The 24,356-nt window shown below is 35.6% G+C and carries 21 protein-coding genes; 9 read left to right on the forward strand and 12 right to left on the reverse strand.

Features of this window, described 5'->3' with window-relative positions:
* Positions 1–21 precede the first annotated feature (21 nt).
* From AC3E9W_RS01900 to AC3E9W_RS01910, 3 genes are all read left to right on the forward strand, one after another.
* Complete coding sequence (locus tag AC3E9W_RS01900) at positions 22–1,359, forward strand: ankyrin repeat domain-containing protein (RefSeq protein WP_488766534.1); 1,338 nt, start codon at positions 22–24, stop codon at positions 1,357–1,359.
* Between the two features lie 20 nt (positions 1,360–1,379).
* Positions 1,380–1,922, forward strand: coding sequence for a hypothetical protein (locus AC3E9W_RS01905; protein WP_488766536.1), 543 nt, complete (start codon positions 1,380–1,382; stop codon positions 1,920–1,922).
* A gap of 92 nt (positions 1,923–2,014) precedes the next feature.
* Positions 2,015–2,884 (forward strand): hypothetical protein, encoded by an 870-nt coding sequence (locus AC3E9W_RS01910; protein ID WP_488766537.1) that lies wholly within the window; start codon positions 2,015–2,017, stop codon positions 2,882–2,884.
* A gap of 151 nt (positions 2,885–3,035) precedes the next feature.
* Here AC3E9W_RS01910 and AC3E9W_RS01915 read toward each other — a convergent pair whose 3' ends face one another.
* From AC3E9W_RS01915 to trhO, 3 genes are all read right to left on the reverse strand, one after another.
* A complete protein-coding gene (locus tag AC3E9W_RS01915; protein ID WP_488766539.1) occupies positions 3,036–3,266 on the reverse strand; it encodes a ferredoxin in 231 nt (76 codons plus the stop codon).
* Positions 3,266–4,507 carry a peptidase U32 family protein gene (locus AC3E9W_RS01920; protein ID WP_488766541.1) on the reverse strand — a complete coding sequence of 414 codons (1,242 nt, stop codon included), beginning with the start codon at positions 4,505–4,507 and terminating at the stop codon, positions 3,266–3,268. The genes AC3E9W_RS01915 and AC3E9W_RS01920 overlap by 1 nt, the downstream gene beginning before the upstream one ends.
* A gap of 212 nt (positions 4,508–4,719) precedes the next feature.
* Positions 4,720–6,078, reverse strand: coding sequence for an oxygen-dependent tRNA uridine(34) hydroxylase TrhO (gene trhO / locus AC3E9W_RS01925; RefSeq protein ID WP_488766542.1), 1,359 nt, complete (start codon positions 6,076–6,078; stop codon positions 4,720–4,722).
* A 465-nt stretch (positions 6,079–6,543) separates the two neighbouring features.
* On the opposite strand from trhO, the gene AC3E9W_RS01930 reads away from it, so the two are divergent.
* From AC3E9W_RS01930 to AC3E9W_RS01940, 3 genes are read left to right on the forward strand one after another with little or no spacing between them, the layout of a single operon-like run.
* Positions 6,544–7,689 (forward strand): efflux RND transporter periplasmic adaptor subunit, encoded by a 1,146-nt coding sequence (locus AC3E9W_RS01930; RefSeq protein WP_488766544.1) that lies wholly within the window; start codon positions 6,544–6,546, stop codon positions 7,687–7,689.
* Positions 7,690–7,707: 18 nt separating this feature from the next.
* The gene (locus tag AC3E9W_RS01935) at positions 7,708–10,881 is read left to right on the forward strand and encodes an efflux RND transporter permease subunit (protein WP_488766545.1); all 3,174 of its coding nucleotides are present in this window, start codon (positions 7,708–7,710) and stop codon (positions 10,879–10,881) included.
* Positions 10,874–12,241 carry an efflux transporter outer membrane subunit gene (locus AC3E9W_RS01940; protein ID WP_488766546.1) on the forward strand — a complete coding sequence of 456 codons (1,368 nt, stop codon included), beginning with the start codon at positions 10,874–10,876 and terminating at the stop codon, positions 12,239–12,241. The genes AC3E9W_RS01935 and AC3E9W_RS01940 overlap by 8 nt, the downstream gene beginning before the upstream one ends.
* A gap of 152 nt (positions 12,242–12,393) precedes the next feature.
* Here AC3E9W_RS01940 and AC3E9W_RS01945 read toward each other — a convergent pair whose 3' ends face one another.
* The 8 genes from AC3E9W_RS01945 to AC3E9W_RS01980 form a co-directional block, all read right to left on the reverse strand.
* Positions 12,394–12,804: a BrxA/BrxB family bacilliredoxin gene (locus tag AC3E9W_RS01945; RefSeq protein ID WP_179003802.1), complete on the reverse strand. Its 411-nt coding sequence runs from the start codon at positions 12,802–12,804 to the stop codon at positions 12,394–12,396.
* Positions 12,805–12,935: 131 nt separating this feature from the next.
* Positions 12,936–13,376, reverse strand: coding sequence for an ArsR/SmtB family transcription factor (locus AC3E9W_RS01950; RefSeq protein ID WP_488766548.1), 441 nt, complete (start codon positions 13,374–13,376; stop codon positions 12,936–12,938).
* A 210-nt stretch (positions 13,377–13,586) separates the two neighbouring features.
* Positions 13,587–14,384, reverse strand: a complete 798-nt coding sequence (locus AC3E9W_RS01955; RefSeq protein WP_488766549.1) for a tetratricopeptide repeat protein — start codon at positions 14,382–14,384, stop codon at positions 13,587–13,589.
* 11 nt (positions 14,385–14,395) lie between these two features.
* Positions 14,396–15,580, reverse strand: coding sequence for a lycopene cyclase family protein (locus AC3E9W_RS01960; protein ID WP_488766550.1), 1,185 nt, complete (start codon positions 15,578–15,580; stop codon positions 14,396–14,398).
* Positions 15,581–15,598: 18 nt separating this feature from the next.
* Positions 15,599–16,063: a thioredoxin family protein gene (locus AC3E9W_RS01965; protein ID WP_488766552.1), complete on the reverse strand. Its 465-nt coding sequence runs from the start codon at positions 16,061–16,063 to the stop codon at positions 15,599–15,601.
* A 307-nt stretch (positions 16,064–16,370) separates the two neighbouring features.
* Positions 16,371–18,623, reverse strand: a complete 2,253-nt coding sequence (locus AC3E9W_RS01970) for a TonB-dependent receptor (RefSeq protein WP_488766553.1) — start codon at positions 18,621–18,623, stop codon at positions 16,371–16,373.
* Between the two features lie 183 nt (positions 18,624–18,806).
* Entirely contained in the window at positions 18,807–19,715 is a 909-nt protein-coding gene (locus AC3E9W_RS01975; protein ID WP_488766554.1) for an NAD(P)/FAD-dependent oxidoreductase, read from the reverse strand.
* 206 nt (positions 19,716–19,921) lie between these two features.
* On the reverse strand, positions 19,922–20,275 hold the full coding sequence (locus tag AC3E9W_RS01980) for a MerC domain-containing protein (protein WP_488766555.1): 354 nt from the start codon (positions 20,273–20,275) through the stop codon (positions 19,922–19,924).
* Between the two features lie 93 nt (positions 20,276–20,368).
* Here AC3E9W_RS01980 and AC3E9W_RS01985 point away from each other — a divergent pair, with 93 nt between their 5' ends.
* The 3 genes from AC3E9W_RS01985 (at position 20,369) to AC3E9W_RS01995 (ending at position 23,523) form a co-directional block, all read left to right on the forward strand.
* Entirely contained in the window at positions 20,369–20,761 is a 393-nt protein-coding gene (locus AC3E9W_RS01985) for a Fur family transcriptional regulator (RefSeq protein ID WP_306153878.1), read from the forward strand.
* Between the two features lie 74 nt (positions 20,762–20,835).
* Positions 20,836–22,704 (forward strand): Nramp family divalent metal transporter, encoded by a 1,869-nt coding sequence (locus tag AC3E9W_RS01990; protein WP_306153880.1) that lies wholly within the window; start codon positions 20,836–20,838, stop codon positions 22,702–22,704.
* Between the two features lie 165 nt (positions 22,705–22,869).
* Positions 22,870–23,523 (forward strand): metal-dependent transcriptional regulator, encoded by a 654-nt coding sequence (locus tag AC3E9W_RS01995; RefSeq protein ID WP_488766556.1) that lies wholly within the window; start codon positions 22,870–22,872, stop codon positions 23,521–23,523.
* 248 nt (positions 23,524–23,771) lie between these two features.
* On the opposite strand, the gene AC3E9W_RS02000 is transcribed toward AC3E9W_RS01995, so the two are convergent.
* Positions 23,772–24,170, reverse strand: coding sequence for a hypothetical protein (locus tag AC3E9W_RS02000; protein WP_488766557.1), 399 nt, complete (start codon positions 24,168–24,170; stop codon positions 23,772–23,774).
* Positions 24,171–24,356 lie beyond the last annotated feature (186 nt).

A 24,356-nucleotide genomic window follows, 5' to 3' on the forward strand; every position in this document is an offset into this window, starting at 1 on the left:
TTAAAAAATAGAAACATGTCAATGTCATTTATAGTTGCCTGTGAAAACGGCAACAGAAAAATAGCCGAATTACTGCTTCAAAATAAAGAAGTTGATGTAAAATATACCGATGAAAAAGGAAGAACCGCACTTCACTACGCAGCACACAGAGGATATTTGGATATCGTTAAAATATTGACCGAAGATGGAGCCGACATCAATTACGAAGACCATAAAGGTGAAACTCCTTTGTACTTTGCCTGTCTTCAAAAACAGAAACAAACAGCGTTATATCTTTTAGAAAATGATGCAGAAATTACTAAAAACGATAAGTACGGAAATAGTCTTTTACATTTAGTGGCTCAGACGGCTCAAACCGAAATTGCAACAAAGTTGCTGCAAGACGGAATTGATGTTAATTTACTGAATAACAATGGAGAAACGCCGTTGTTATTGGCCTCTGCAAAACTAAACAGAGAAATTATTCAGTTGCTTTTAGACAAAGGAGCCGATATTAATGTGACCGATAAACAAGGAAATACGTCTCTATTGTATGCTTGTTATACCAAGTCGATTCCGATGGTGACCTTGCTTTTGGATAATGGTGCCGATGTAAATCACGTAAATCATTCTGGTGAAACTGCCCTTTTGATTGCCTGTTACGAAACCAACCGAATGCTGGCTAAATTATTGGTCGAAAGAGGTGCTAATGTATTTACTTCAAACAATAATGGATATTCTCCAATTTGGTATGCCTGCGCGAATAATCAAAAGGAGATTGTGTCTTTATTTTTAGAAAATGGAGTTGACGTTAATTACAGTAAACCTCTAGCACAAGATACTTCATCAATGAATGATTATCTGGATTGGATTGTGAGCGCGACGAATATTTCTAATGAATCGAGCTTTACTTTAAACAATTCTTATACCTATGGTGGTGAAAGTCTTTTGCACGTTGCTACTAAAAAAGGAAATCTAAGCATGGTAAAGCTTTTGATCGACTCTGGAGCAAATATTAACATTCAAGACGAATCTGGAAACACGCCTTTGCATTACAGCGCTGCCAACGGAAGAAAAGATGTCGTAAAATATTTATTGGACAACAAAGCCGATGCTTCTATCGTAAACGTAAAAGAACAAAAAGCGATTGATTACTCAAACGTAAAAGGCTATAATGAGATTACAGAACTGATTCTTCAATATGCGCCTTCAGGAACAGTTGTAACTCCAATTCAGAAAAGTGAACCTCAACCAACAGATTCAGGAAATTCTATGGAAACAAAAAAGAAAGCACTTTTGGATTTAAAAGAACTTCTAGATGCTGGCATTTTAACTTCAGAGGAATTTGATATCGAGAAAAGTAAAATCTTAAAAGGATAAATAATAAATAGACTTAAAAAATGAAAAGAATCTTAAATACCACTACTCTATTTTTACTATTAATCGCTGGAAGTTTGATTTCTACGTCTTGCACCAACCTTTCGCCAGAAAAAACCTTTGAAGTAGCAGCTTTAAATTCAAATTTGCTATCGCGTTTTGGAAGTAAAGAAATCAATGAAAAATTGCAATCTGAAGCGATGGTTTATGATGAAAGCCAAAAAAAGATGGTTCCTTCTTCTTATCAGGATGCTTTCAAATATGATATCTCCAATTTAGAAACACGTTTTCAAACTATTAAAGATATACCAGAAGATGACGACAACAAAGAACTTCTTCAAGCATCTAAAGACTTGTTTTCTTATGCGATTGCAAAACAAAAAGAAGGCTACTTACCTATTGCTAAATTGAAAGACGAAAAAGCTTCACCTGAACAAATAGAAAAAGCAATTGCCGATTTTGATGCCTCAACTCAAAGCGAAATAGATGCAAAATTCACCAAATTGATGAATGTTGCACAAGCATATGTAGACAAGCATAATATTAATGCTAAAATTGGGATTTAATAAACGTATCTTTTTGAATGAATAATAAGAATTCTATTCCCTAACAACCAATAGGATTTCTATTTTTTTAAACCATTATAGAAAACAAAAAAATGAATCAGAAAGCATTAGAGGAAAGACATCCATTATTTAAAGAATTATATAATAGCGTTGATGATTTAATATATATCAGTAATCATACAACTTTTAGGTTACTTTCTGATTTTCGTAGAGATGATGGTTCCCCAACCATTTTAGAAATGTATGGAGAATTGCTAAATACTTACCCTGATTTAAAAGATATACCTTTTGCAGAAGAGTTTAATTTTAATGATAACGACAAAGTATTACTTCTATCTCCTGACAATTCTATTACCTATATTAACCAAAACAAAGACAATAGTTATAAGACAATCGCGATGTCGATTGAGCACTTGTTAGAAAAGGACACTGTTTCTAAAATTCCATACAGCAATGATGATATAAAGCATGTGGAGGCTATGGGATATAAATATCAAATTATAACGAATAATGAGGTAACAATAGAAGACATTTTACCGTCAGACAGATACATTGAATTAGCTGACAATGGATATTATACTATTGATGACTACAAAGAGTTAATATCAAAGATTTTTCTTCTTGATACAGTTTCGGAAGATCGCTATAGAATAAAAGTAAATACATTAAAAACTGAAAATGATGTTAGGCATGAGATTATTTTTCAGAAAAACCTTAAAATTGACAAATTTGATTTAAATGAATCGGATGAGCCAAACACTTTCAATAGTGATGATGGATTTCTGAGCTATGATTTTCTCAAAAAAATCACAGATTATTTTTCCAGTAATAATAACGGAAACTTCTTTTTTAAGTTCACCGAAGTTCCTAAAGCTTTTAGCAAACACAAAGAATATTTTGCATTTATAAATGAAGTAGAATTTGAACAGTTGGTAAAATACAATTTTCGATTTAGATTTTAATCTGCCCTCATAGGAAACAAAGTTCGACCACGTCAATCCTTTCTAAAATGGAAATTAAAATCTAAAAGCAAATATAAATGCGAAAAGGAATAGTCTTTTAAACTAATGAAAAAGAGCCGCAAATTGCGGCTCTTTTTCATTTTATTCATTTCTAAGTTTCCTTAACTGTGATAATCTTAACTGGACAAGCTTTCGCCGCCAACTCACAACTTTCTACAATGGCATGATTTGACGATTTTAAAGTAAAAAAGCCTTTTGAATTCTGTGAATGAAGCAATACCGATTTTCCATCTTTTTTTGACATTTGGAAATGTACAGGATCCATTTCGACGCAATAATTACAGCCAATGCATTTGTCTCTTTGTAAAGTAATGATAACCATTATGCGTCAACAATTTTATATAGTTTGTCCGACATTCTAATTCTGAATGGAAGTTTTAAACTGCAATCGTCTCCTTTTGTTGCTTTTTCTCCTGCAATATCATTTACAAACATTTCGTTGATAATCATTTCTTGAGCACCTGTACTTGGACCTGTTACCAAAATTTTATCTCCAATTTTAATATCATAAGCTTCAATTTTGAATTGCCCAACCTCTGCTTTTGGAAAATAATGCATTCCTTTCCCCACATAAACCTTTTTCTGAGTAGCCGCAGATCCTGGAATATCGCTCCACTCGCCTAGTTCTTGTCCTAAATAATATCCTGACCAAAAACCACGATTGTAAACGGTATTTAGCGCTTCCATCCAAACTGCGGTTTTTTCTTTTGAAAAAGTGCCATCATAATACGCATCGATTGCTTCTCGGTAAGTTTTGGTTACCGTTGCCACATATTCTGGCGAACGGCCGCGTCCTTCGATTTTTAAAACCTGAATTCCAGAATCAATTACCTGATCTAAGAAATCTAGCGTACACAAATCTTTTGGCGACATCATGTATTCGTTATCCAATTCGATTTCAAAACCTGTTTCCTGATCGATAACGGTATATTTTTTTCGGCAGTTCTGTTTGCACGCACCGCGATTGGCCGAGGAATTATGCGAATGTAGACTCAAATAACATTTTCCAGAAACGGCCATACATAAAGCGCCATGTCCAAAGATTTCAATTTCTACTAAATTCCCGTTCGGACCTTTGATCTGCTCTTTTTCTATCTGCTCTGTGATTTTCTTTACTTGACGTAAACTTAATTCACGGCTTAAAACCATCGTATCAGCAAACAAACTGTAGAATTTAATGGTTTCAATATTGGTAACATTCAATTGGGTTGAAATATGAACTTCCATTGCAATAGACCTTGCCATCGCAATTACAGCCTGGTCAGAAGCAATTACGGCTGTAATATTGGCTTCTTTGGCTTTATTCAAAAGTGTTTTTACTACTGATAAATCATGATCGTAAATAATCGTGTTCAAAGTCAAATAGCTTCGAACATTTTTGGCTTCGCAACGATTCGCAATTTCTTTTAAATCTTCAATTGTAAAATTCACCGTCGAACGCGCACGCATGTTAAGCTGTTCAACTCCAAAATATACAGAATCACAGCCATTATCAAGTGCTGCTTGCAATGAGTCAAAGCTTCCTGCTGGAGCCATGAGTTCGATTTTGTTTGTAAGTGTCATTGTTTTTGCTTTTTGTTTCCAATGGCTAAACCATTGGTTATGTTTGTTTTCGAATCTAGTCTCAACAATCGGCAAAAATAATGTGGAGATGTATTACATTTCTATGATTAAAATCATAGTTTATATTTTAAAAACTATTCATAGCAATTTATTTAAAAAAAATAACCCACAGTTTAAACCGTGGGTTATGTATTATTCAGTAACGTCGAACGCTAATTTACAATTTTATACAATTTATCTGACAAACGAACACGAAAAGGAACTTCAAAAGTAACCTTATCGTCAATTTTAGCAGTAGTGGTCTCTGCTCCGTTTACAATGAATTTTTCTAAAACCAATTCCTGTTCTCCAGTTGTTGGTCCAGAAATTAAGATTTTGTCTCCCACATTAAGTTCGTGGTTTTCTATAGTAAATTGTGCCACTTGCGCTTTCACATAATAATGTTCCGCTTTTCCAAGTAGCACTTTTTTGATTTTTATTTTCTGACGAATATCAGCTGGCTTTTGAGCTGTTGCCAAAGCCGTTTCTGGCAATTCACCTGAATGTTTGAATTTCAAGTTTTCAGATTTTCCTTTTCGGAACACTTTGTTTCCTACTTGTTTTCCTGTTCTCAAACGAACTTGGTCAACCAAAGGCATGTGAATAATCTCTAAACATTCGGTAGAACAGCAGTTTTCCATTGCCGCTTTACAGTCATCGCATTGTATAAACAATAAGTGGCAACCATCATTTTCACAATTTGTGTGATTGTCGCAAGGTTTTCCACATTGGTGGCATTGCGAAATAATATCATCTGTAATTCTTTCACCCAGACGATTATCAAATACGAAGTTTTTCCCAATGAATTTGCTTTCTAAACCTTCTTCTTTCAGTTGTTTAGCGTAGTTAATAATTCCGCCTTCTAATTGATAAACATTTTTAAAACCTTGATGCTTGAAGTATGCGCTCGCTTTTTCACAACGAATTCCGCCTGTACAATACATCACAAGGTTTTTATCATCTTTATGATCTTTCAGCTGTTCGTTAATGATTGGCAAACTTTCTCTAAAAGTCTCAACATCTGGAGTAATAGCTCCTTTAAAATGTCCTACTTCACTTTCGTAGTGATTTCTAAAATCAACCACAATTGTATTTGGATCGTCAAGGATTTCATTGAATTCTTTGGCTTTTAAGTGAACGCCTATATTGGTAACATCAAAAGTATCATCATTTAAACCGTCGGCAACGATTTTGTGGCGCACTTTGATGGTCAATTTTAAAAAGGAGTGGTCGTCTTGTTCTATAGCAACATTCAATCGTATGCCTTTCATGAAATCATAAGCTTCAAGAGTTTCTCTAAAAGCTTCAAAATTTTCGGCAGGAACACTCATTTGAGCATTTATTCCTTCGCTGGCAACGTAAATTCTACCTAAAGCATCGAGTGCATTCCAGGCTAAGAATAAATCATTACGAAATTTTTGTGGATCTTGAATTTTGGCATACGCATAGAAAGACAACGTAAGTCGTTGTTTACCTGCATCATCGATCATGATGGCTCTTTCTTCTGCGCTTAAAGTGTTATACAGTTGCATGCTATAAACAGTTTTAAGTTAAGAATATATATGTTTTTTAGATTTTATTTAAAATCTGCGGCAAATTTAGGGTTTATTTTGAGATTAAAAATGATCTTGACCTAATTATCTGTTTTTTTTAACAAGTTTGGAATATCAGATTATAAAATTACTGGCTTTCTAAAATTCTCCAACTCCTTTATCTACAAATGGGATTTGATTTAAAACATCAATTATGGAAGAAGCTAAATGTATATTCGCATCGAATAAATTATTCTTACAAAAACGCAGTTCATCATGATTAAATATCATTTCATCCCATTTTATATTACAAGCTGATATTCAGATAAATAAATTTTTAACTGAAATTAACAAAATATAGACAATATATATTCATATAATTAAAAAAACGCTAACTTAGCGATTGCACTTTACTGATTTTTAATTAGTTGTATTCAATAAATTTCACCTAAAAGAATTTTAACAATGAACAAAATCTACTCCTCAGCAATTTTACTAAGTTTTTTATTTTTTTCTTGCAAAAAAGAAACACCACCTAGTCCCAAACCGTTAGAAATTTCAGTCACCTCGGTTTTACAGCAAGATGTAAAATTAGAATCTGAATATACTGGACAGACTTTTGGTCAATCGGATATACAGATTAACCCACGAGTTGATGGTACCATTGAAAGTATGAATTTCAAAGAAGGGAGTTTTGTTAAGAAAGGCCAGGTGCTTTACACCATCGACCCTTTACCATACAAGGCCAAACTTAATGAAGCGCAAGGAGGTGCAGCAGAATCGCAGGCACGATTATCTAAAACCAAATCAGATTTGGACATGATAGCTCCATTGGCCAAAATGAATGCAGTTAGCCAGCGTGAATTGATTTCGGCAAAAGCGGCTTATAATGCTTCGTTAGCACAAATTAAAGCTTCAGATGCTTCAGTTCAAAACGCAAAAATCGAACTGGGTTATTGCCAAATCATAGCGCCAATTTCAGGATTAATCGGCATATCTAAAGTCAGAGTCGGCGATTATGTAAGACCGGGACCAGCCTCTATTTTAAACACAATTTCGGATCTCGGAGATGTCAGGGTTCGATTCACCATAAGTGAACAGGAATTTTTACGTCTCTTTAGAGAATTTAATAAACCCAACTCTTCCCTAAAAGGTTCTGCTGCAACTGTTACTATAAAATTATCTGATGGTTCTCTTTATCCACAGACTGGAAAAATAAGTTTTGCGGACCGACAGATCGATCCTTCTACAGGCGCAATTACCTTTGAGGCCGCTTTTCCAAATCCAGATAAATTACTTCGTCCTGGCCAATACGTAAAAGTAGCACTGCTTACAGACGTTCGTAAAGAAGCTCTTGTAATTCCACAACGCGCCGTCATAGAAGTTCAGGGTATTTATCAAGTTTATGTAGTAGGCAATGATAATAAAGTGCAAATGCAAATTGTAAAACCAGGTCCAGCCGTTAAAAACGGTTATATCATTGAGGAAGGTCTAAAACCTGGTGATAAGATAGCCATGGGAGGTACTTCTTTATTGAAAAACGGAAGTGTTATTACTCCTAAAATCGTTCAATGGCAATTGGGCGATGCCGAAACCGTAGCTACAAAGTAATCTAAATCACATACTATTATGGGAGAATTTTTCGTCCGAAGACCGATTGTTGCCATTGTAATTAGTATTATTATTGTGATACTTGGATTACTGGCACTGCAAAAAACACCTATTTCGCAATATCCAGATATCAACCCGCCTGTTGTAAAAATTACGACCTCTTTTACAGGAGCAAATGCACTCAATGTAGAGCAAGCAGTTGCCACTCCTATTGAGCAAAAGGTAAATGGTGTTGAAAATATGTTATACATGAAATCTGTCAACACTTCTGATGGCGCTTGTACCATTGAAGTTACTTTCGATGTAGGAACTAATCTGGATAATGCTAACATGCTTACCCAAAACAGACAAAACCAATCCGCTCCGTTTATGCCCTCGAGTGTTAAACAGCAAGGTGTTGTGGTAAAAAAATCTTTATCGTTCCCGATGATGTTATTCACAATTACATCTTCAAATCCGAAATATGATGCTAAGTTTTTAAATAACTATGCGAGTATCAATGTTGTCGACCAGCTGGCCCGTATAAAAGGAGTTGGCGAAGTAACTCTTTTTGGAGGAAGTGACTATGCCATGCGCATCTGGCTAAAAGCGGATATAATGAATAAACTCGGCGTAACTGTCGACGATGTAAAAAATGCGCTTAACGCACAGAATATGATTAGTCCGGGAGGAAAATTTGGAGCAGAACCGGCACCACCTAATACTGAATTCACTTATGGAGTAACGCTTCAAGATCGATTAGTCACCGAAAAAGAATTTGGAAATATTGTGGTTCGAAGTAAAGAAGATGGGGCTCAGGTTTTATTGGCCGATATTTCGCGTATTGAATTGGGAACAGAAAATTACAGCTCAACCGCCAGAAGAAACAGCTCTCCGAGTGCTGTTATGGCATTGTATCAAATGCCTGGAAGTAACGCTCTTGATGTAGCCGAAACCGCCAAAGCCACTATGAAACAGATGTCTGAAAAGTTTCCGCAAGACATTGTATACCAAGAATCTTTAGACACAACACTGGCTATTACTGCTGGAGTCGATGATATTGTTCACACCCTTTTCGAAGCCATTTTATTAGTTATTTTAGTGGTTTTTATATTTCTTCAAAACTGGCGCGCTACATTAATTCCGTTAATTACCGTTCCAGTTTCGCTCATTGGAACCATAGCCGTTTTCCCGCTGTTAGGATTTTCAATCAATACCCTTTCTCTTTTAGGATTAGTATTGGCAATTGGTATTGTGGTCGATGATGCCATTGTGGTTGTAGAAGCCGTAATACATCATATCGAACATGGGAAAAATCCGCGAGAAGCAACTATTCAAGCTATGAAAGAAGTTTCTGGACCTGTAATTGCCATTGCTTTAATTCTATGTGCTGTTTTTATTCCTGTTGCCATGACACCCGGAATTACGGGACGTTTTTATCAGCAGTTTGCCATAACCATTGCCGTCTCGGTCGCCTTCTCAGCATTCAGTGCTTTATCTTTAAGTCCCGCGCTCTGTGCCATGCTGTTAAAACCCACAAAACCTCTTGACCAGCAAAAAGGTTGGCTTGCTAAATTCTTTTCTGGATTCAATAGAGTTTTTGAAAAAGTGACAGGAAAATATATTGGCGGAGCAACATTCTTTGCAAAAAAAGCCATTCGCATTATTGTTTTACTCGCAGTTATATTAACCGCAGTTGTTCTTTTAGGCAAAAAGATTCCGTTAGGATTTATTCCAGAAGAAGATCAAGGTTATGTATTAGTAAATATCGCCCTGCCTCCAGCGTCGTCCTTACAACGTACCGACGAAATCTCTAGAAAAGTGGACAGTTTCCTTAAAGAAGAAAAATCTATTCTATCCTACACCACAATAAACGGATTTAGTATGCTTACTAACTCTTATCAGCCTAATAATGCTTTTGTTTTCATTTCTTTAAAACCTTGGGAAGAAAGAGCAGAAACGGCTAAGCAGTTTGTAGACCGATTCAATAAAAAACTGGCTACTCAAATTACAACTGCAACCTGCTTTTCATTTGGCCCGCCAGCGATTCAAGGATTGGGTGCGTCAGCTGGTTTTAGTTTAATGCTGCAAGACCGAGGAGGAAACACACCGCAATATTTAGCCGAACAAACACAGAACTTTATCGCAGCGGCACAGCAGCGCCCAGAAATAAAACGAATTTACACCACTTTTAATGCTGGAACTCCGCAAATTAAATTGGATATCGACAACGATAAAGCAATGAAATTAGGAATTCCAGTTTCTAAAGTCACCGAAGCGCTCGGAGCATTTTTGGGAGGAAGTTATGTAAATGATTTTAACCGATTCGGACGCCAATACAAAGTTTATGTACAAGGAGAAGCTGCCAATCGTGTTAGACCAGAAGATTTAAACTTGATTTATGTAAAAAACAATAAAGGCGATATGCTTCCAGTATCTACTTTAGTTACGGCAACCAAAGTGTCAGGACCCGATTTTACGAATCGTTTAAACTTATTCCGATCTGCAGAAATTGGAGGAAGTCCAAACGATGGCTATAGTAGTGCACAAGCTTTAACAGCATTAGAAGAAGTGGCCAAACAGACCTTGCCTGCAGATATGAGTTACGATTACATCAACCTTTCCTATCAAGAAAAGCATTCCCCTGGCGGATCATCCGTTTTTGTTATGGCATTGGTTTTTGTATTCTTAATCCTAGCCGCACAATACGAAAGCTGGAAATTACCCTTTAGTGTACTTCTCGGAGCGCCATTCGCTGTATTTGGAGCTCTTTTAGGACTTTTTCTAGCGCGATTTGGAAGTGATGCTTATGTCAATAACGTTTTTGCGCAAATCGGATTCGTTCTTCTTATCGGATTAGTGGCTAAAAATGCTATTCTTATTGTTGAATTTGCGAAGGAAGAATATGAGCGAGGAAAACCTCTTTACGAATCGGCGATGTATGCTGCAAAACTTCGCTTCCGCCCTATTTTGATGACTGCTTTTGCTTTCATTCTTGGAGTTGTTCCGCTACTAACCGCTACAGGTGCAGGATCTCAAGCGCGTATTGTAATGGGAATGGCAGTATTTAGCGGTATGTTAATCGCCACAGTATTAGGTGTATTAATTGTACCTGGTCTATTTGTTATGATTGAAAACATCGGGAAGAAAAAAGATGAAACAATCGCAACATCAGAAAATAATGTAGAACCAAACACTACAGACCATGAGTAAGGAATATAAAATAATCGTTATTATATTGGTTCTTTCCTTATTTCCCGCAGGATGTATGGTTGGACCAAAATACAAAAGACCTGAACAGCTGAAATCAGATTCTTATATAAACGAAAGAAATTTAGACAGTCTTGCTTCGGTAACCAATGTAAAATGGTTTGATTTGTTTAATGATGATGTATTAAAAGATCTTATACGAAAAGGTCTCGAGAATAATTATGATCTTAAAATTGCCGTTTCACGAATTGATCAGCTTCGTGCTGAGTTAGGCTATACAAAAGCAGATTTATTTCCTTCTGTCCAATATGGCGCCACAATCAACAGCAATGAGAAATATATCAGTCCTTCTACGGCAACCGCCAGCATGTCTTGGGAACTTGATTTCTGGGGAAAATTTCGCCATGAAAATAATGCTGTTAAAAATGAACTTCTTGCAACCGAAGAAGCCCGTAAAGTAGTATTGTCTGAAATCGTTGCTAATATTGCGACTGCTTATTTTCAGATGCGAAATTTGGATGATCAGCTGGAAATAACCAAACAGACACTCGAAACCAGAGAAAGCTACTATAAAATTATAAGCGAGAGATTTGAGAAGGGTTATATTTCTGAAGTTGACAAAGTGCAGATTGAACAGCAGGTCGCTATTGCCGAAGCCGCAATTCCTAACATTCAAAGACAAATAACCTATCAAGAAAACACAATTGCATTGCTTACTGGTCAGCTTCCATCTCAAATTCCGAGAGGAAAAAGCAATACCGAATTGCAGATTGTCAGCCAAATTCCTTTATCGATTCCTTCTGCTCTTTTAGAAAACAGACCCGATGTAAAAGCGGCCGAGTTGAGATATGTTGCGGCAAATGAAAGAATTGGAGTTGCTCAAGCCATGCGTTTTCCTTCTATTAATCTAGCCGCCATTGCCGGATTTGCAAGTGCCGATGTGAGCAATCTGTTTAAAGGAGGCTCTTATATTCAAAACGCGTCTGGCGGAATCGCAGGACCTATTTTTGCATTCGGAAAAAACAAAAGAAGAGTTGAAATCAACAGACAGCTTGCTGAACAAGATAAATTAAGTTATCAAAAAACATACATCACCGCAGTAGGCGAAGTAGAACAATCCATTCAAAATATTAAAACCTATAAGGAAGAATGGAAAGCACGCAACAGACAAGTTCAAGCTGCTTTAATCAATTTTAAACTATCTCGCGAAAGATATGACAGTGGTTATGTTTCTTACTTAGAAGTTTTAGATGTAGAAACCAATCTTTTTAATGCCCAATTAAGCCTCGCGCAATTATCTGAAAGACAACTAAGTTCGATGGTTGAGCTGTATAAAGCACTGGGCGGGGGATGGAGTCTCTAAGCTTCTAAGGTGCTGAGGTACTAAGCTACTAAGAAGGTATAACTTTAAAAAAGCAAAAAGCACTATGTTACCATAGTGCTTTTTTGTTTTTATTATCTGCTTTTAAAAGCTTAGTCGCTTAGTACCTCAGCACCTTAGAAGCTTAAAAAAAATTAACAAAACTCGTTGAACGCGTCTTGTAAATTCTCAGCGATTAATTCAGCTGGACGTCCTTCAATGTGGTGACGCTCTAACATGTGAACCAATTCTCCGTTTTTGAACAAAGCCATAGACGGCGATGATGGAGGAAAAGGAAACATGTGCTGTCTTGCAGCATCTACAGCTTCTTTGTCAACACCTGCAAAAACAGTAATTAAGTGATCTGGTTTTTTAGCGCCTTCTAAACTCATTTTTGCTCCCGGACGTGCATTTCTAGCAGCGCACCCGCAAACAGAGTTTACAACAACTAAAGTGGTACCTTCAGCTTTGATAGCATTCTCAACAGCTTCAGCACTATGTAAATCTTGAAAACCAGCAGCTGTTAATTCAGCCTCCATTGGTTTTACCATGTCTAGTGGATACATATTTTATGTTTTTAAATTTTACTTTTGATTTGCAAAGTTACAAAGATTACTCGCAACTAGTTAATTTGAGGTATAAAGTTTTGTTATAGTTTGATAAGAAATTTTATATCGAATGAATTATTTCTCAGTAATCAAATTTCAATCATATCCAAAGTTTCCAGTTTTGATTTTTTATGGGTAAACTGATAGTTATATTGCTTCAAATAGCTGTTTCTATTTCTCACCTTATGTTTGGTTGTTAAAACCGTTTCTTTATTTTCTTCAGAAATTTCAATTGTTGAAAGATAATGGGTCAAATACTTCTTAAGTATCTCTATACTATTAATATCAACCGAATAAATTACTTTTTTGCCGACGTTTTTTATACTAACCAAATTTGCTTTTTTCAATTCCAATAAATGTTTTGAAATTGTAGATTGTGCCAGCGGAATTAAATCGACAATTTCGCCACACGTTCTTTTATCTCGTTTCCAGAGAAGTGTCATAATTTGGACTCTAGTAGGATGACCAAGAGCTTTGCAGATATCGCCAACTACTTCAGTTTCCTCATCAAATTTTAGAAGCTTGCTCATTCTTATTCATTTACAAATTCATCATCGTTAATTGTCTATCATAATAGACAAATCATGTCTTTTGACAGTGCACAAATCTAAATGTTGCGTAAATCTATAAGTACCCCTAAAAGTCGTTAGAATAAAAAAATAAGGTGTTTTTTTTATTCAGCTTATCAATAATAAACCCCATAACTTGGGCTATCAACTATTTTTGACGATGATAAAATTCTATTTGCCAAATTTCTTTTGATACGGATACGTTTCATAAACCGTATTATCTTCATTTATAGAAAATCCTTTTGCCGCATCTGCCCTTGCAATTTCAACCAAGGCAATAGCTTCTTCTCTCGGTTTTCCTTGTTTAAGCCAGCAAACGGCTTTATAATATTTAGCATCTGAGAATTCTGGATATATTTTTAATGCTTTATCAAAAATAGCAATTGCCTCATCCCATTTTTTAAGTTCATACTTTGCGATTCCCTGATAAAAATAAGCCGTCGGATGTTCCAATTGCTGTCTGTTTTTATAAATGTCGTTCACATAATCATCCAGAAGCTTTTCAGCTTTTTCATATTCATTTAACTGAAGATAACAGAGTGCCTTATAAAAATTAAAAGAATGATCCATAACGTAACTATTACCATACAATTTTATAGCTTCATCAAAATCAACAATAGCGTCTTTGTAACTATGTGAAAAAATGCATTTCATAAAAGCGCGATAAGGAAGCCATCTTGCTTTGTCATAAAGTACTGCTTTGTCCAAAAATGGCATTCCGACTTCATACTTTTTGCACTTAAAATACGGCATCGCTTTTTGCTGCCATAAGTAAGCAACAGTACTATCCTTCTGCAAACCTTGATCCAGGCAAGCCTGCCATTCGCTCATTTCTATAATGTAATTATGTTTTTCAGCACAATTAGTCAAAAATTCTTCAACAATTGCATCGTGCGCTTTGTTGGTTGAAACTTGTCCGAACAAAAAGATTGTAAAAAAGAAACTGAATAGTAAAGTAATTTTTTTCAATGGTTACGTTTTTAGTTAGATTTATTTGAAAGAAAAATCACTCTAAATAACGCTTTAATAAATGGAATTTTGGGACACTTTAAAATAACTTTAACATCTTCAAAAAAAGTCGTTTCTTCGTCTAAAAACTTAAAAATCAGTTTCGGATTTCCTGTTTTGAATAAGGAAGAGAAAATCGAACTTCCCAATTCGTTATTTCGATGAAGAATATCCAGAAGCAATAAATCATAAAACCAAAATCTTGATTTTTTATGAAACAATGTCATACTGAGCGGAGTCGAAGTATCATTCTGAAGAAACTGAATCAATTCAGAGGATTTTTTATCTGAGTTTTTAAACGTATAACCCGTACTTGCTTTTGTCCAACCACCAGCAGTTCCAATATTCAGAACTCGTTTAGTATTCTTTTCCCAAAACGGATAACAGGTCATTGGTATACTTCCCTCCTCTTTTTCGAGAATTTCGTAATTTCCAGCACCTAATTTCGTCAGATAGCTTTCAATCTCATTTTCATATTCTTCTTTTTGAAGAAGCTTTTCAGAAAACAAAGTATATTCAATCAAAGCTTCTGTTTTAGAAATGGGCAAAACATACATAAATCTTGTATTTCCCCTTTGCTCTACCGAAAAATCCATGAAAGTCACTTGTTCTGGATTGAAAACTTCATTTTCCATTTTCACAAACCAACCCACAAAATGCTGCTGCAAAACGGGATATTTGTTTTGCCTTTCGGCGAAAGCCTTAGTGTAAATGCTATTGAAAAGATAAACGCAAGTGTATCGGTTTTCTTCTGTACCGACAAAAACATGCGTTTCGAGTTCGTTAATGTCAGTTACTTTTTCGTTTAAGAAAGTAATATTCTGATGTTTCGAAATTTCATCAAAAACAAAATTGTAGAAATCCAATCCGCGAATTTGATTGTATTGGTAAGGCTTCAACGCCAAATCACGATTAAAGTCGGCATTGGCAAAAAGTGCAGAATCCCATTTTTTAGAAACAATCGAATCCCAAATGCTTTCCTCTTTTTCCCAAAAACACCAAGTCCTGTCATTGGTTTTCTTTGCATCTTTATCCAGAAGTAAAATAGATTTATCTGCGAATTTTCCAGACAAAATCATTTTATAAGCCGTCATCAGAGATGCGAGTCCAGTTCCTGTAAAAATGTAATCGAAATGTGGGATTTGCGAAGAATTCATTCTCAAAAATAAGAAAATTTATTCTTTCAATTTTTCCAAAAGAACTTTAAAATCCTTTTGACTAAGATAATAATTATATTGAAAGATAATCTCGTTCTTCTCATTCAAAACACATAAAATTGGATAAGTGATTTGGTTATTGATAGTTCCCAACTGCAAAGCCAGTTCGTGAACACCAACATTGTTTCCCGTTGGCTGAAATTTAAATGTTTGGTTTTGAAAAGTGATCTCTCGTTTTTCTTGTGCATTGAAATCAATAAAGTAAAAATCAACATTTAGTTTTTCAATAATTTCTTGATTTTTGAAAGTCGTTGCTTTCATTCGCTGGCAAAACTGGCACCAATCGGTATGGATGAAAATGACGGTTTTTCGTTTTTGAATTTGTTGTAAGCTATCTACTTCTTCAAAAGTGCTACTTTTTAATTGGCAGAATCCCGTTGAAGTTATTCCGAAGAAAAGAATAAGTAGAAATAGCTTTTTCATATTGTAGTTGTTTGTTTTGCCACAGATTAAAAGGATTAGAAAAGATTTTTTTGTTTGCCACAAATTGCACAAATTTCCACGAATTAATTTTATGAAACGGATTAAAATGAATTTTATTTATTGCTGTGTCACCCTGAGCGGAGTCGAAGGGCGCTCCAATTGGACGTGGGCTTCGACTCCGCTCAGCCTGACAAAAGGCAACAAACAAATCTTTTCTAATCCTTTTAATCTGTGGCAAAAAAATTTAGCGGAAATTCTTGAATTGCTTCGCCAGTTCGCTATCGCTCGGGTCGTGGCAAACAAAAAATCACCTAAACGTATATCTCAATCCCAAAAAACCTCGAATAGTCTGATTCTGCCCGTAAACATAAGTCGTATCAAACGTCAAACCGTACGGATTATCAGGCGTAACTAAAACTTTCCCAGCCGAATCATACTGCACATTTTTATCAAAAGGATCATTCGTTCTTGAAATCAAAAACGGATTATTTTGTTTTGGCGTAAAGTTAAGCAGATTCTTAATTCCGCCGTAAACTTCAAAATCTTTCCAACCCGAATACGTAAACTGAATGTTCTGAATGCTATACCACGGCGACTTCGGACTTCTCGGATCGGTTTCGCTCAACAAAGGCAATTTCATCGGACTGTAAACATTTCCGGTATAATCTAATGACAAATCCCAAGGTTGGATTTTATAAGATATACTCCAAGTTCCAGTAAAATTCTCCGTCAAATAGGGTCTTTCCGAAATTCCGTTTTCCACATTTTTATTGTCTAAAACCGTTGCTCCAACAATAAATTTTAATCCCGACGGAAAATTAAGATCAACATTCGTGCTGATTCCTTGACTTATCGCATAACCATCAATATTGCTGTAGATAATTTCGTTTGGATTGGTCTCATAATCAGAAATGATTTTATTGCTAAATCTCGTGTAGAAAGCCGTAGTTTCGATTCCCATAAAAGTCCCGTTTCCGAAATTGATTTTCTGGATATAATTTAAATTGACGTTTACCGATTTCTCTGGTTTCAAGTCGCTTTCAATAATAACATCTCTAGAACCTGTCAATGCCGCATGATCTTCGGTAAATAAATTCACAACTCTGAATCCAGTTCCAGCATTTAAGCGGAAAATCGTATTTTCATTTGCTTTAAATCTATAGGCAAATCGCGGTGTAAAAATCGATCCGTGAATTGAATTGTAATCATAGCGCATTCCCAATAAAACCTGACTTTTTGGAGAAAAGGTAATTTCGTCCTGAACAAAAATACCAGGAAGCCAAGTGTTTTCAGCTTCTTTGGTTGCTGGCGTATTGTCGTCGTAATACGTATATCGGCTTGCGATTCCAGCCAAGAGATCATTTCTTCCGACCTTTTTATCCCAAGTCAATTGCAAAAAACCAATTTTCTGATTGGCGATATACGATGTTGTTCCGTATCGGCTATCCTGATAATGCACATTTCCAGAAAAAGAAAGCATCAATTTTTCTTCAAACGGCAGTTGATAACTTCCTATTAATTCTGCTCTTTTGGTATAAATACTTTCACCGTAGATTTCATCGCCTCCACGGTATTTCTTTTCCCAGCGAACATCTCCACCCCAGCGATCTTCATACATTCCGCGGGCTGCAATCGTAAAAAGGCGATTATAATTTCGTTTAAAACTCCATTTATTAAAAACCGAAATACGTTCAGAAAGCGTGACATCTGTAAAATTATCATGGTCTTTATCGATAACCTGATCATAATTAAAGTAATTGACTCCTATTATGGAAGTAGCCTTTTTACCGACATTAAACTTAGCGCCTAAATCCAGATTACTTTCAAAATAAGAAGTCGTAAAATAATCGGCAGAAAATGTCGGCGCATTCGTTGGATTTTTAGTAATAATATTAATCAAACCGCCAACGGCTTCACTTCCGTAAAGTGACGAAGCTGGGCCTTTTACAATTTCGATTCTTTCCACTAAAGAATTCGGAATTCCAGACAAACCGTAAACTGTCGAAAGACTGCTTACAATTGGCATACCATCGATCATAACCAAAGTGTACGGACCTTCGAGTCCGTTTATGTGAATATCTCCAGTGTTACAAACCCCGCAATTGAGCTGCGGACGAACGCCATTTATGTTTTGAAGCGCATCGTAAATACTTGGAGTTGGGTTTTTCTTGAAAAAGGTTGGCGAATATACCTCAACAGGAACGGCACTTTCTAATCGTTTTACAGGTTTTAAAGTTCCAGAGACTACGACTTCGTTCAATTCGTTATTGTCTTCTTCCAATTCAAAATCCAAATTCAGATTTTCGTCTTCTAAAACTGAAATTTTCTGGGTTTGAGGTTTGAATCCTTCTGCGATTACCTGAATTCTGTAATTCCCCTTTGGGACATTTTCTAGTTTATAAAATCCTAAAGAATCGGTTTGAGTTTTAAAGTTGGTATTTAACAAAGAGACTTTAATTTCTTGAAGATTAGGAACTCCTGTTTCTACTTTTCCAGAAATATTTTGAGAGTAAATGTTTTTAGCAGTTAATATTAATATTGTCAAAAATAAATATTTCATTATTTTAAAATTAAATTTAGACAAATCTAAAAATTAAATTCGACAAATGATTATTCTTGAGACAAATTTTTAAAACATTTCAATTTCAATCCGTTAAAAAATTTTTTGAACCATATAAGTCATATAAGTAAATTTTAAGTTTAGTCTAAATGAACTTATATGACTTATATGGTTCAAAAAAAACTACAAAAAATCTTCGTCGATAAGTTCTTTGTTGATTACCGCGCCTGCGAAAGAACCCGTAGAAACTGCCAAAGCCACGGAACGCATTTGAGTTGTGGCATCTCCACTGGCATAAATTCCTGGGATATTGGTTTTCTGCATGAAGTCGACTTTTAGATATCCCATTTCATTAATTTCACAGCCTAGATCTTTTGGCAAAGAACAATGTTGCTCAAATGGCACTCGGGCGTAAATTGCTTTCACCTCAATCTTTTCTCCATTTTTGAAAACGATATTCGAAATATATCCTGAATTATGTTCCAAAGAAGCTATTTCTTCTTCTAAAATTAAAACACCTTTTTTCTTAAGGATTTCCGTTTGTTCTAAAGTCAGTTCTGATTTTGCATTTGTACATAAACGAAGATCTTTTGTCCAATTCGAAATTAGTTTGGCAAATTCGAAACCCATTTCTCCATTGGCAATAATCGCGGTTTTTTCGTTTTTAACTTCATAACCGTGACAATACGGACAATGTAAAACCGAGATTCCCCAACATTCTGCAAAGCCTTCAATTTTTGGAAGCAAATCTTTAACGCCCGTAGCAAATAGTACTTTTCTAGCGGTAAAGACATCTCCAGTTTCTGTTGTAATTTCAAAACCCTTTTCCGCTTTTGAAGCTTTCACTGCAAGTCCATTGTAGAATTCAACTGTTTTGTAAAATTCAACTTGAAGTTTGGCTTTCGCCGAAATAACTGCAGGCTTTTCACCATCTTGCGTAATAAAATTATGAGAATGCGGGGTCCGTTTATTGCAAGGCAATCCGCTGTCAATAACCAAAACTTGACGCAAAGCACGTCCCAAACTCATTGCAGCCGATAATCCGCTGTAGCTTCCGCCAATGATAATCACTTCAAAATTCTTCTTTTCCATATTGCTAATTTTTAAATCTATTGGACGAAATTATTTTAAACACATAGAGACATAGCTTTTAGGATTTGAAAAAGGCGTTTCACTTAGAATAATTAGACATAGAACTATGTGTTAAAGCTAGCTTTTTCTATACTCTTAAAACGAAACAATAAAATCTATGTTTCTATGTGTTTAAATCAAGTTTTATTTTCACGCAATGGGTTATTTTAATGATTTTGCTTTCTGTGTAATCTATAATTAATTAAATGTCCGATAACCATTCCGATTCCTCCGAAATAAATCAAATCCAAATGAATTTCGAAAAAGAGATCAGCCAAAACACTGATCCAAATTAGCGCCATTGAAACAACTAAAATAGACGACACCAAAAGAGCTGATTTTTTTATAATTTTGAGAATTGCAAATAAACCTATCGAAGCAAATAGCAAATCTATAACAGGATTGTGACTCATCCCTAAAGGAAGAATCGTTAAAAGAGGAAAAATCAAACAATGAACTAGACAAATGGTCGCGCTCGAAATTCCTAAAATATCGTAAAAAGGTGTGCTTATTTTCATCATTCTGTGTACTTTTGCTTTAATGCAATTTTGTTGCAAATATACATATTTTTATCAATTGCAACATTGTTGCGTTTAATTTTTAATGCTGTACAAATGAAAACAACACGTAATACCGCCGCAAAGACCGCTGTTTTAGAAGTGTTTGAAAAATCTAAAACCGCTCTTTCGCACACCGAAATCCATAAACAATTAAATGATTTATGCGATCGCGTTACTATTTATAGAATCCTAGACCGATTAATAAATGAAGATGTTATTCATAAAATTTCGAATCTGGACGGAACGGTAAAGTATGCTAAGTGCAATCATTCGCACCAACGCGTACACATTCACAATCATGCTCACTTTAGCTGTGAAAACTGCCATGAAATTACTTGTCTGGAAAGTGTAAAACCTAGCTATATTATGCCACACAATTACAAAGTAAACGAAATCAACTTTACGCTTTCAGGATTGTGTCCAAAATGTTTAAATTCTAACATTTAACATTTAGACTCGTCTAAAAATATTGTTTCGCGAATATAATTTTTCTCTATATTTGTGAAAACAATACTTTTACAATGGGTAAATCTTTAGAAGAGGTACACGAATCTGTCTCTACAGAACATAAAAAAACAGGTTTCAGAAAAATTTTAGCCTTTTTAGGTCCAGCATATTTAGTCAGCGTAGGATATATGGATCCAGGAAACTGGGCAACCGATATCGCTGGCGGAAGCCAATTTGGTTACACTTTGGTTTGGGTTTTACTAATGAGTAATTTAATGGCTTTGCTGCTGCAGAGTCTAAGTGCCCGCCTCGGAATTGTAACCCAGCGCGACCTTGCGCAGGCTTCGAGAGAAACGTACTCTAAATACATTAACTACATTTTATATTTTCTAGCCGAAATTGCGATTGCCGCCTGCGATTTAGCAGAAGTTCTCGGAATGGCGATTGGTATTAATCTTTTATTCGGGATTCCACTTCTGGAAGGGGTTTTGATTACCGTATTGGATACTTTTATTCTTTTGTTTTTAATTAATAAAGGAATTCGAAAAATGGAAGCTTTCATTATTGCTCTGGTGGCAATTATTGGTTTTTCTTTCATTTTCGAAATGATTTTTGCCGAACCAGAAATTCATAAAATCATTGGCGGACTGGTTCCTTCTATTCCAAATTCTGCCGCTTTATACATCGCTATCGGAATTATTGGGGCGACGGTGATGCCACACAACCTTTACCTGCATTCGTCTTTAGTGCAAACTAGAAAATTTGACAGAACGCCAGCGGGAATCAAACAGGCTTTAAAATACAACTTTATCGATTCGACAATTGCGCTAAATCTTGCCTTTTTTGTAAATGCCGCGATATTGATTCTGGCTGCGGCAACTTTCCACAAAAACGGAATGTTTGAAGTAGCCGAAATTCAGGATGCTCATAAATTTCTGGAACCGCTTTTAGGAAACAAATGGGCGCCAATCTTATTTGCCGTTGCACTGATTGCCGCTGGACAAAGTTCTACCGTAACGGGAACGCTGGCAGGACAAATTGTAATGGAAGGTTATCTTCATTTAAGAATTCAGCCTTGGGTTCGTAGAATTATTACGCGATTGATTGCAATTGTTCCCGCTTTAATCGTGATTTACATTTACGGAGAAGACGTCACAGGGAAATTACTGATTTTGAGTCAGGTGATCTTGAGTCTCCAATTGGGATTTGCAATAATTCCGCTAATCCATTTTGTGAGCGATAAATCGAAAATGAATGGTTTTCATATCTCTAAAACGACTCAAGTTGTTTCTTGGATTATTGCATTGATTATTGTCTCGCTTAACGCTAAATTAGTTTATGATGAAATCTCTTCTTGGTTAGAAAGTTCAAATCATCCAGCAGTTCTATGGTTTACCGTTGTACCTCTTGCTTTCGGTTTCTTAGGCTTGTTGCTTTACATCGTTTTCAAACCATTTATTGCTAAAGCAAAGGCAAAAGCGATCAATCATTCTCCTCACAATTTACAGCTTCGCTTTTCTCCTAAACAAAGTCAAAGCATTCAAAACATTGCCATTTCTGTAGATTTTTCAAATGCCGACGAAGCCGCTTTAAACAAAGCATTCGAATTAGGAGGAGCCGAAACCAATTACACTTTAATTCACGTCGTAGAAACAGTCGGAGCCTTAATGTACGGCGTTCATGTACATGATCATGAAACCACAATCGATGAAAAGCTTTTACTTCAGTATAAAGACATGTTAACGGAGAAAGGTTTCAAAATCGAAACGGAACTTGGTTTTGGAAAACCAAACAAAGTAATTCCAGAAATTATAAACGGTGGAGATTTTGACATTCTCGTTATGGGAACCCACGGCCACACTGGATTAAAAGATATTCTTTTTGGCACAACGGTAGACAAATTGAGACATAAAATTTCGATACCTTTGTTGATTGTTAAATAAGAGGTTCAAAGGTGCAGAGTGACAAAGTTGCAAAGCTTTTCTCCGAACTTTATGATTTCTTTATTTTTATCTTTATTTATTGTCTAAAAAATAAGCAAAGCTCAAACTGACAAAACATAAAACTTTGTCTCTTTGTCACTTTGCACCTTTGAAACTTAAAAGAGAATGACCTTTTCAGAAGAAAACTACTTAAAATCTATATATCATCTGACTGCTGCTTTGGAGACGGAAGTGAGCACTAATGCTATTGCTGAAATTATGGAAACGAAAGCTTCCTCTGTAACCGATATGCTTAAAAAATTGGCAGAGAAAGATTTAGTAAATTATAAAAAATACCAAGGCGTTTCTTTAACCGAAAACGGAAAGCTTGCCGCGAAAATGATTGTGAGAAAACATCGTTTATGGGAAGTATTCTTGTTAGAAAAGCTAAATTTCAGCTGGGATGAGGTTCATGATATTGCCGAACAATTGGAACACATCAAATCGGAACAATTGATTAACCGTTTGGATGATTTTCTAGGAAATCCAACTGAAGATCCGCACGGCGATCCGATTCCAGATGCAAACGGACGAATTATAAAAATTGAAAAACAGCTTTTATCTGAATTAGAGGAAAACCAAATCGGCGTTTGTGTGGGTGTTAAAGATACCTCATCGGAATTTCTTAAATACTTAGACAAACAAGGAATCGCTTTAGGTTCTAAAATCGAATTTCTTTCTAAAGAATCGTTCGATTTATCGGTTCGAATTAAAGTAAATGGAACCGAATTATCTATTTCGAATAAAATTGCTTCTAATTTGTTTGTAAAGCTGGTTTAAGAGACTGTTTCACGGAGATTCGCGGAGGAGTTTCACAAAGATTCACGAAGAATTTTATTCTCTTGTCAGACTGAGCGAAGTCGAAGTCCCGCAAAGCAATTACCTCAATTTTTCGGACGGATTAAAATCCGTCCCTACAAAATGTATCGAGCCTATGGCTCTTTTATAATTCAAAATAAAGTTTCGTAGAAACGGTCATATTGTAGCAACGGATTTTAATCCGTTGAAAACATAGGAAGGATTCCTATTTAAACAATTCCCTTCTCAATCATTTCTAACATTACTGGCGACGCATTTTTAAATGTTGGTGCTTGCTCGATAATGCTTCCTGCATTTTTTTTATTTACTTTAAAAGTTACGTCATCGTTGGTTGTAAATAACAGTGCCGTTAGAAATGGGTTTTTAATGTGTGAGCCCAAAACTAATAAAGCTTCGTCTAAAGTATGAATGCTTTCTATTTCTTCGGTTTTATAGCGAAAAGTAAGCGAGATCGAATACGTATTGTCTTCGTTTAAAACCAAGCGGAAATAAACGTTTTTTAAGTCGGTATCGCCCATTGTTTTGGCCAAAGTCAATTTAGCGAAAGTTCCGCTTTGGATGCTTTCTTTAACTCGTTCACAAAAAAGGGCAAATATTGGTTCGTACATTTTTTTTTTTAAGGTGCTAAGGTTTTTTTATAGCTACTAAGGTTCTGAGAGGCTGAGATTCTAAGTTTTTCTCTCTTTGTGTTTATTTTACCGCAAAGTTGCACAAAGATTTCGCAAAGTCACACAAAGTTTAATAAAATCTTCTTGGTGTATCTCTGTGGAATCTTTGTGCAACTCTGCGGTATA

It is taken from the genome of Flavobacterium sp. 38 (assembly GCF_057799715.1).

Bases quoted from the DNA above. Each gene is read 5' to 3' on its own strand.
- AC3E9W_RS01945 (WP_179003802.1), bottom strand. From the start codon at position 12,804: ATGTATCCACTAGACATGGTAAAACCAATGGAGGCTGAATTAACAGCT.
- AC3E9W_RS01940 (WP_488766546.1), top strand. From the start codon at position 10,874: ATGAGTAAGGAATATAAAATAATCGTTATTATATTGGTTCTTTCCTTA.
- AC3E9W_RS01995 (WP_488766556.1), top strand. From the start codon at position 22,870: ATGACCTTTTCAGAAGAAAACTACTTAAAATCTATATATCATCTGACT.
- trhO (WP_488766542.1), bottom strand. From the start codon at position 6,078: ATGCAACTGTATAACACTTTAAGCGCAGAAGAAAGAGCCATCATGATC.
- AC3E9W_RS01930 (WP_488766544.1), top strand. From the start codon at position 6,544: ATGAACAAAATCTACTCCTCAGCAATTTTACTAAGTTTTTTATTTTTT.
- AC3E9W_RS01975 (WP_488766554.1), bottom strand. From the start codon at position 19,715: ATGGAAAAGAAGAATTTTGAAGTGATTATCATTGGCGGAAGCTACAGC.
- AC3E9W_RS02000 (WP_488766557.1), bottom strand. From the start codon at position 24,170: ATGTACGAACCAATATTTGCCCTTTTTTGTGAACGAGTTAAAGAAAGC.
- AC3E9W_RS01935 (WP_488766545.1), top strand. From the start codon at position 7,708: ATGGGAGAATTTTTCGTCCGAAGACCGATTGTTGCCATTGTAATTAGT.
- AC3E9W_RS01900 (WP_488766534.1), top strand. From the start codon at position 22: ATGTCATTTATAGTTGCCTGTGAAAACGGCAACAGAAAAATAGCCGAA.
- AC3E9W_RS01970 (WP_488766553.1), bottom strand. From the start codon at position 18,623: ATGAAATATTTATTTTTGACAATATTAATATTAACTGCTAAAAACATT.
- AC3E9W_RS01980 (WP_488766555.1), bottom strand. From the start codon at position 20,275: ATGATGAAAATAAGCACACCTTTTTACGATATTTTAGGAATTTCGAGC.
- AC3E9W_RS01960 (WP_488766550.1), bottom strand. From the start codon at position 15,580: ATGAATTCTTCGCAAATCCCACATTTCGATTACATTTTTACAGGAACT.
- AC3E9W_RS01965 (WP_488766552.1), bottom strand. From the start codon at position 16,063: ATGAAAAAGCTATTTCTACTTATTCTTTTCTTCGGAATAACTTCAACG.
- AC3E9W_RS01915 (WP_488766539.1), bottom strand. From the start codon at position 3,266: ATGGTTATCATTACTTTACAAAGAGACAAATGCATTGGCTGTAATTAT.
- AC3E9W_RS01920 (WP_488766541.1), bottom strand. From the start codon at position 4,507: ATGACACTTACAAACAAAATCGAACTCATGGCTCCAGCAGGAAGCTTT.
- AC3E9W_RS01985 (WP_306153878.1), top strand. From the start codon at position 20,369: ATGAAAACAACACGTAATACCGCCGCAAAGACCGCTGTTTTAGAAGTG.
- AC3E9W_RS01905 (WP_488766536.1), top strand. From the start codon at position 1,380: ATGAAAAGAATCTTAAATACCACTACTCTATTTTTACTATTAATCGCT.
- AC3E9W_RS01990 (WP_306153880.1), top strand. From the start codon at position 20,836: ATGGGTAAATCTTTAGAAGAGGTACACGAATCTGTCTCTACAGAACAT.
- AC3E9W_RS01950 (WP_488766548.1), bottom strand. From the start codon at position 13,376: ATGAGCAAGCTTCTAAAATTTGATGAGGAAACTGAAGTAGTTGGCGAT.
- AC3E9W_RS01910 (WP_488766537.1), top strand. From the start codon at position 2,015: ATGAATCAGAAAGCATTAGAGGAAAGACATCCATTATTTAAAGAATTA.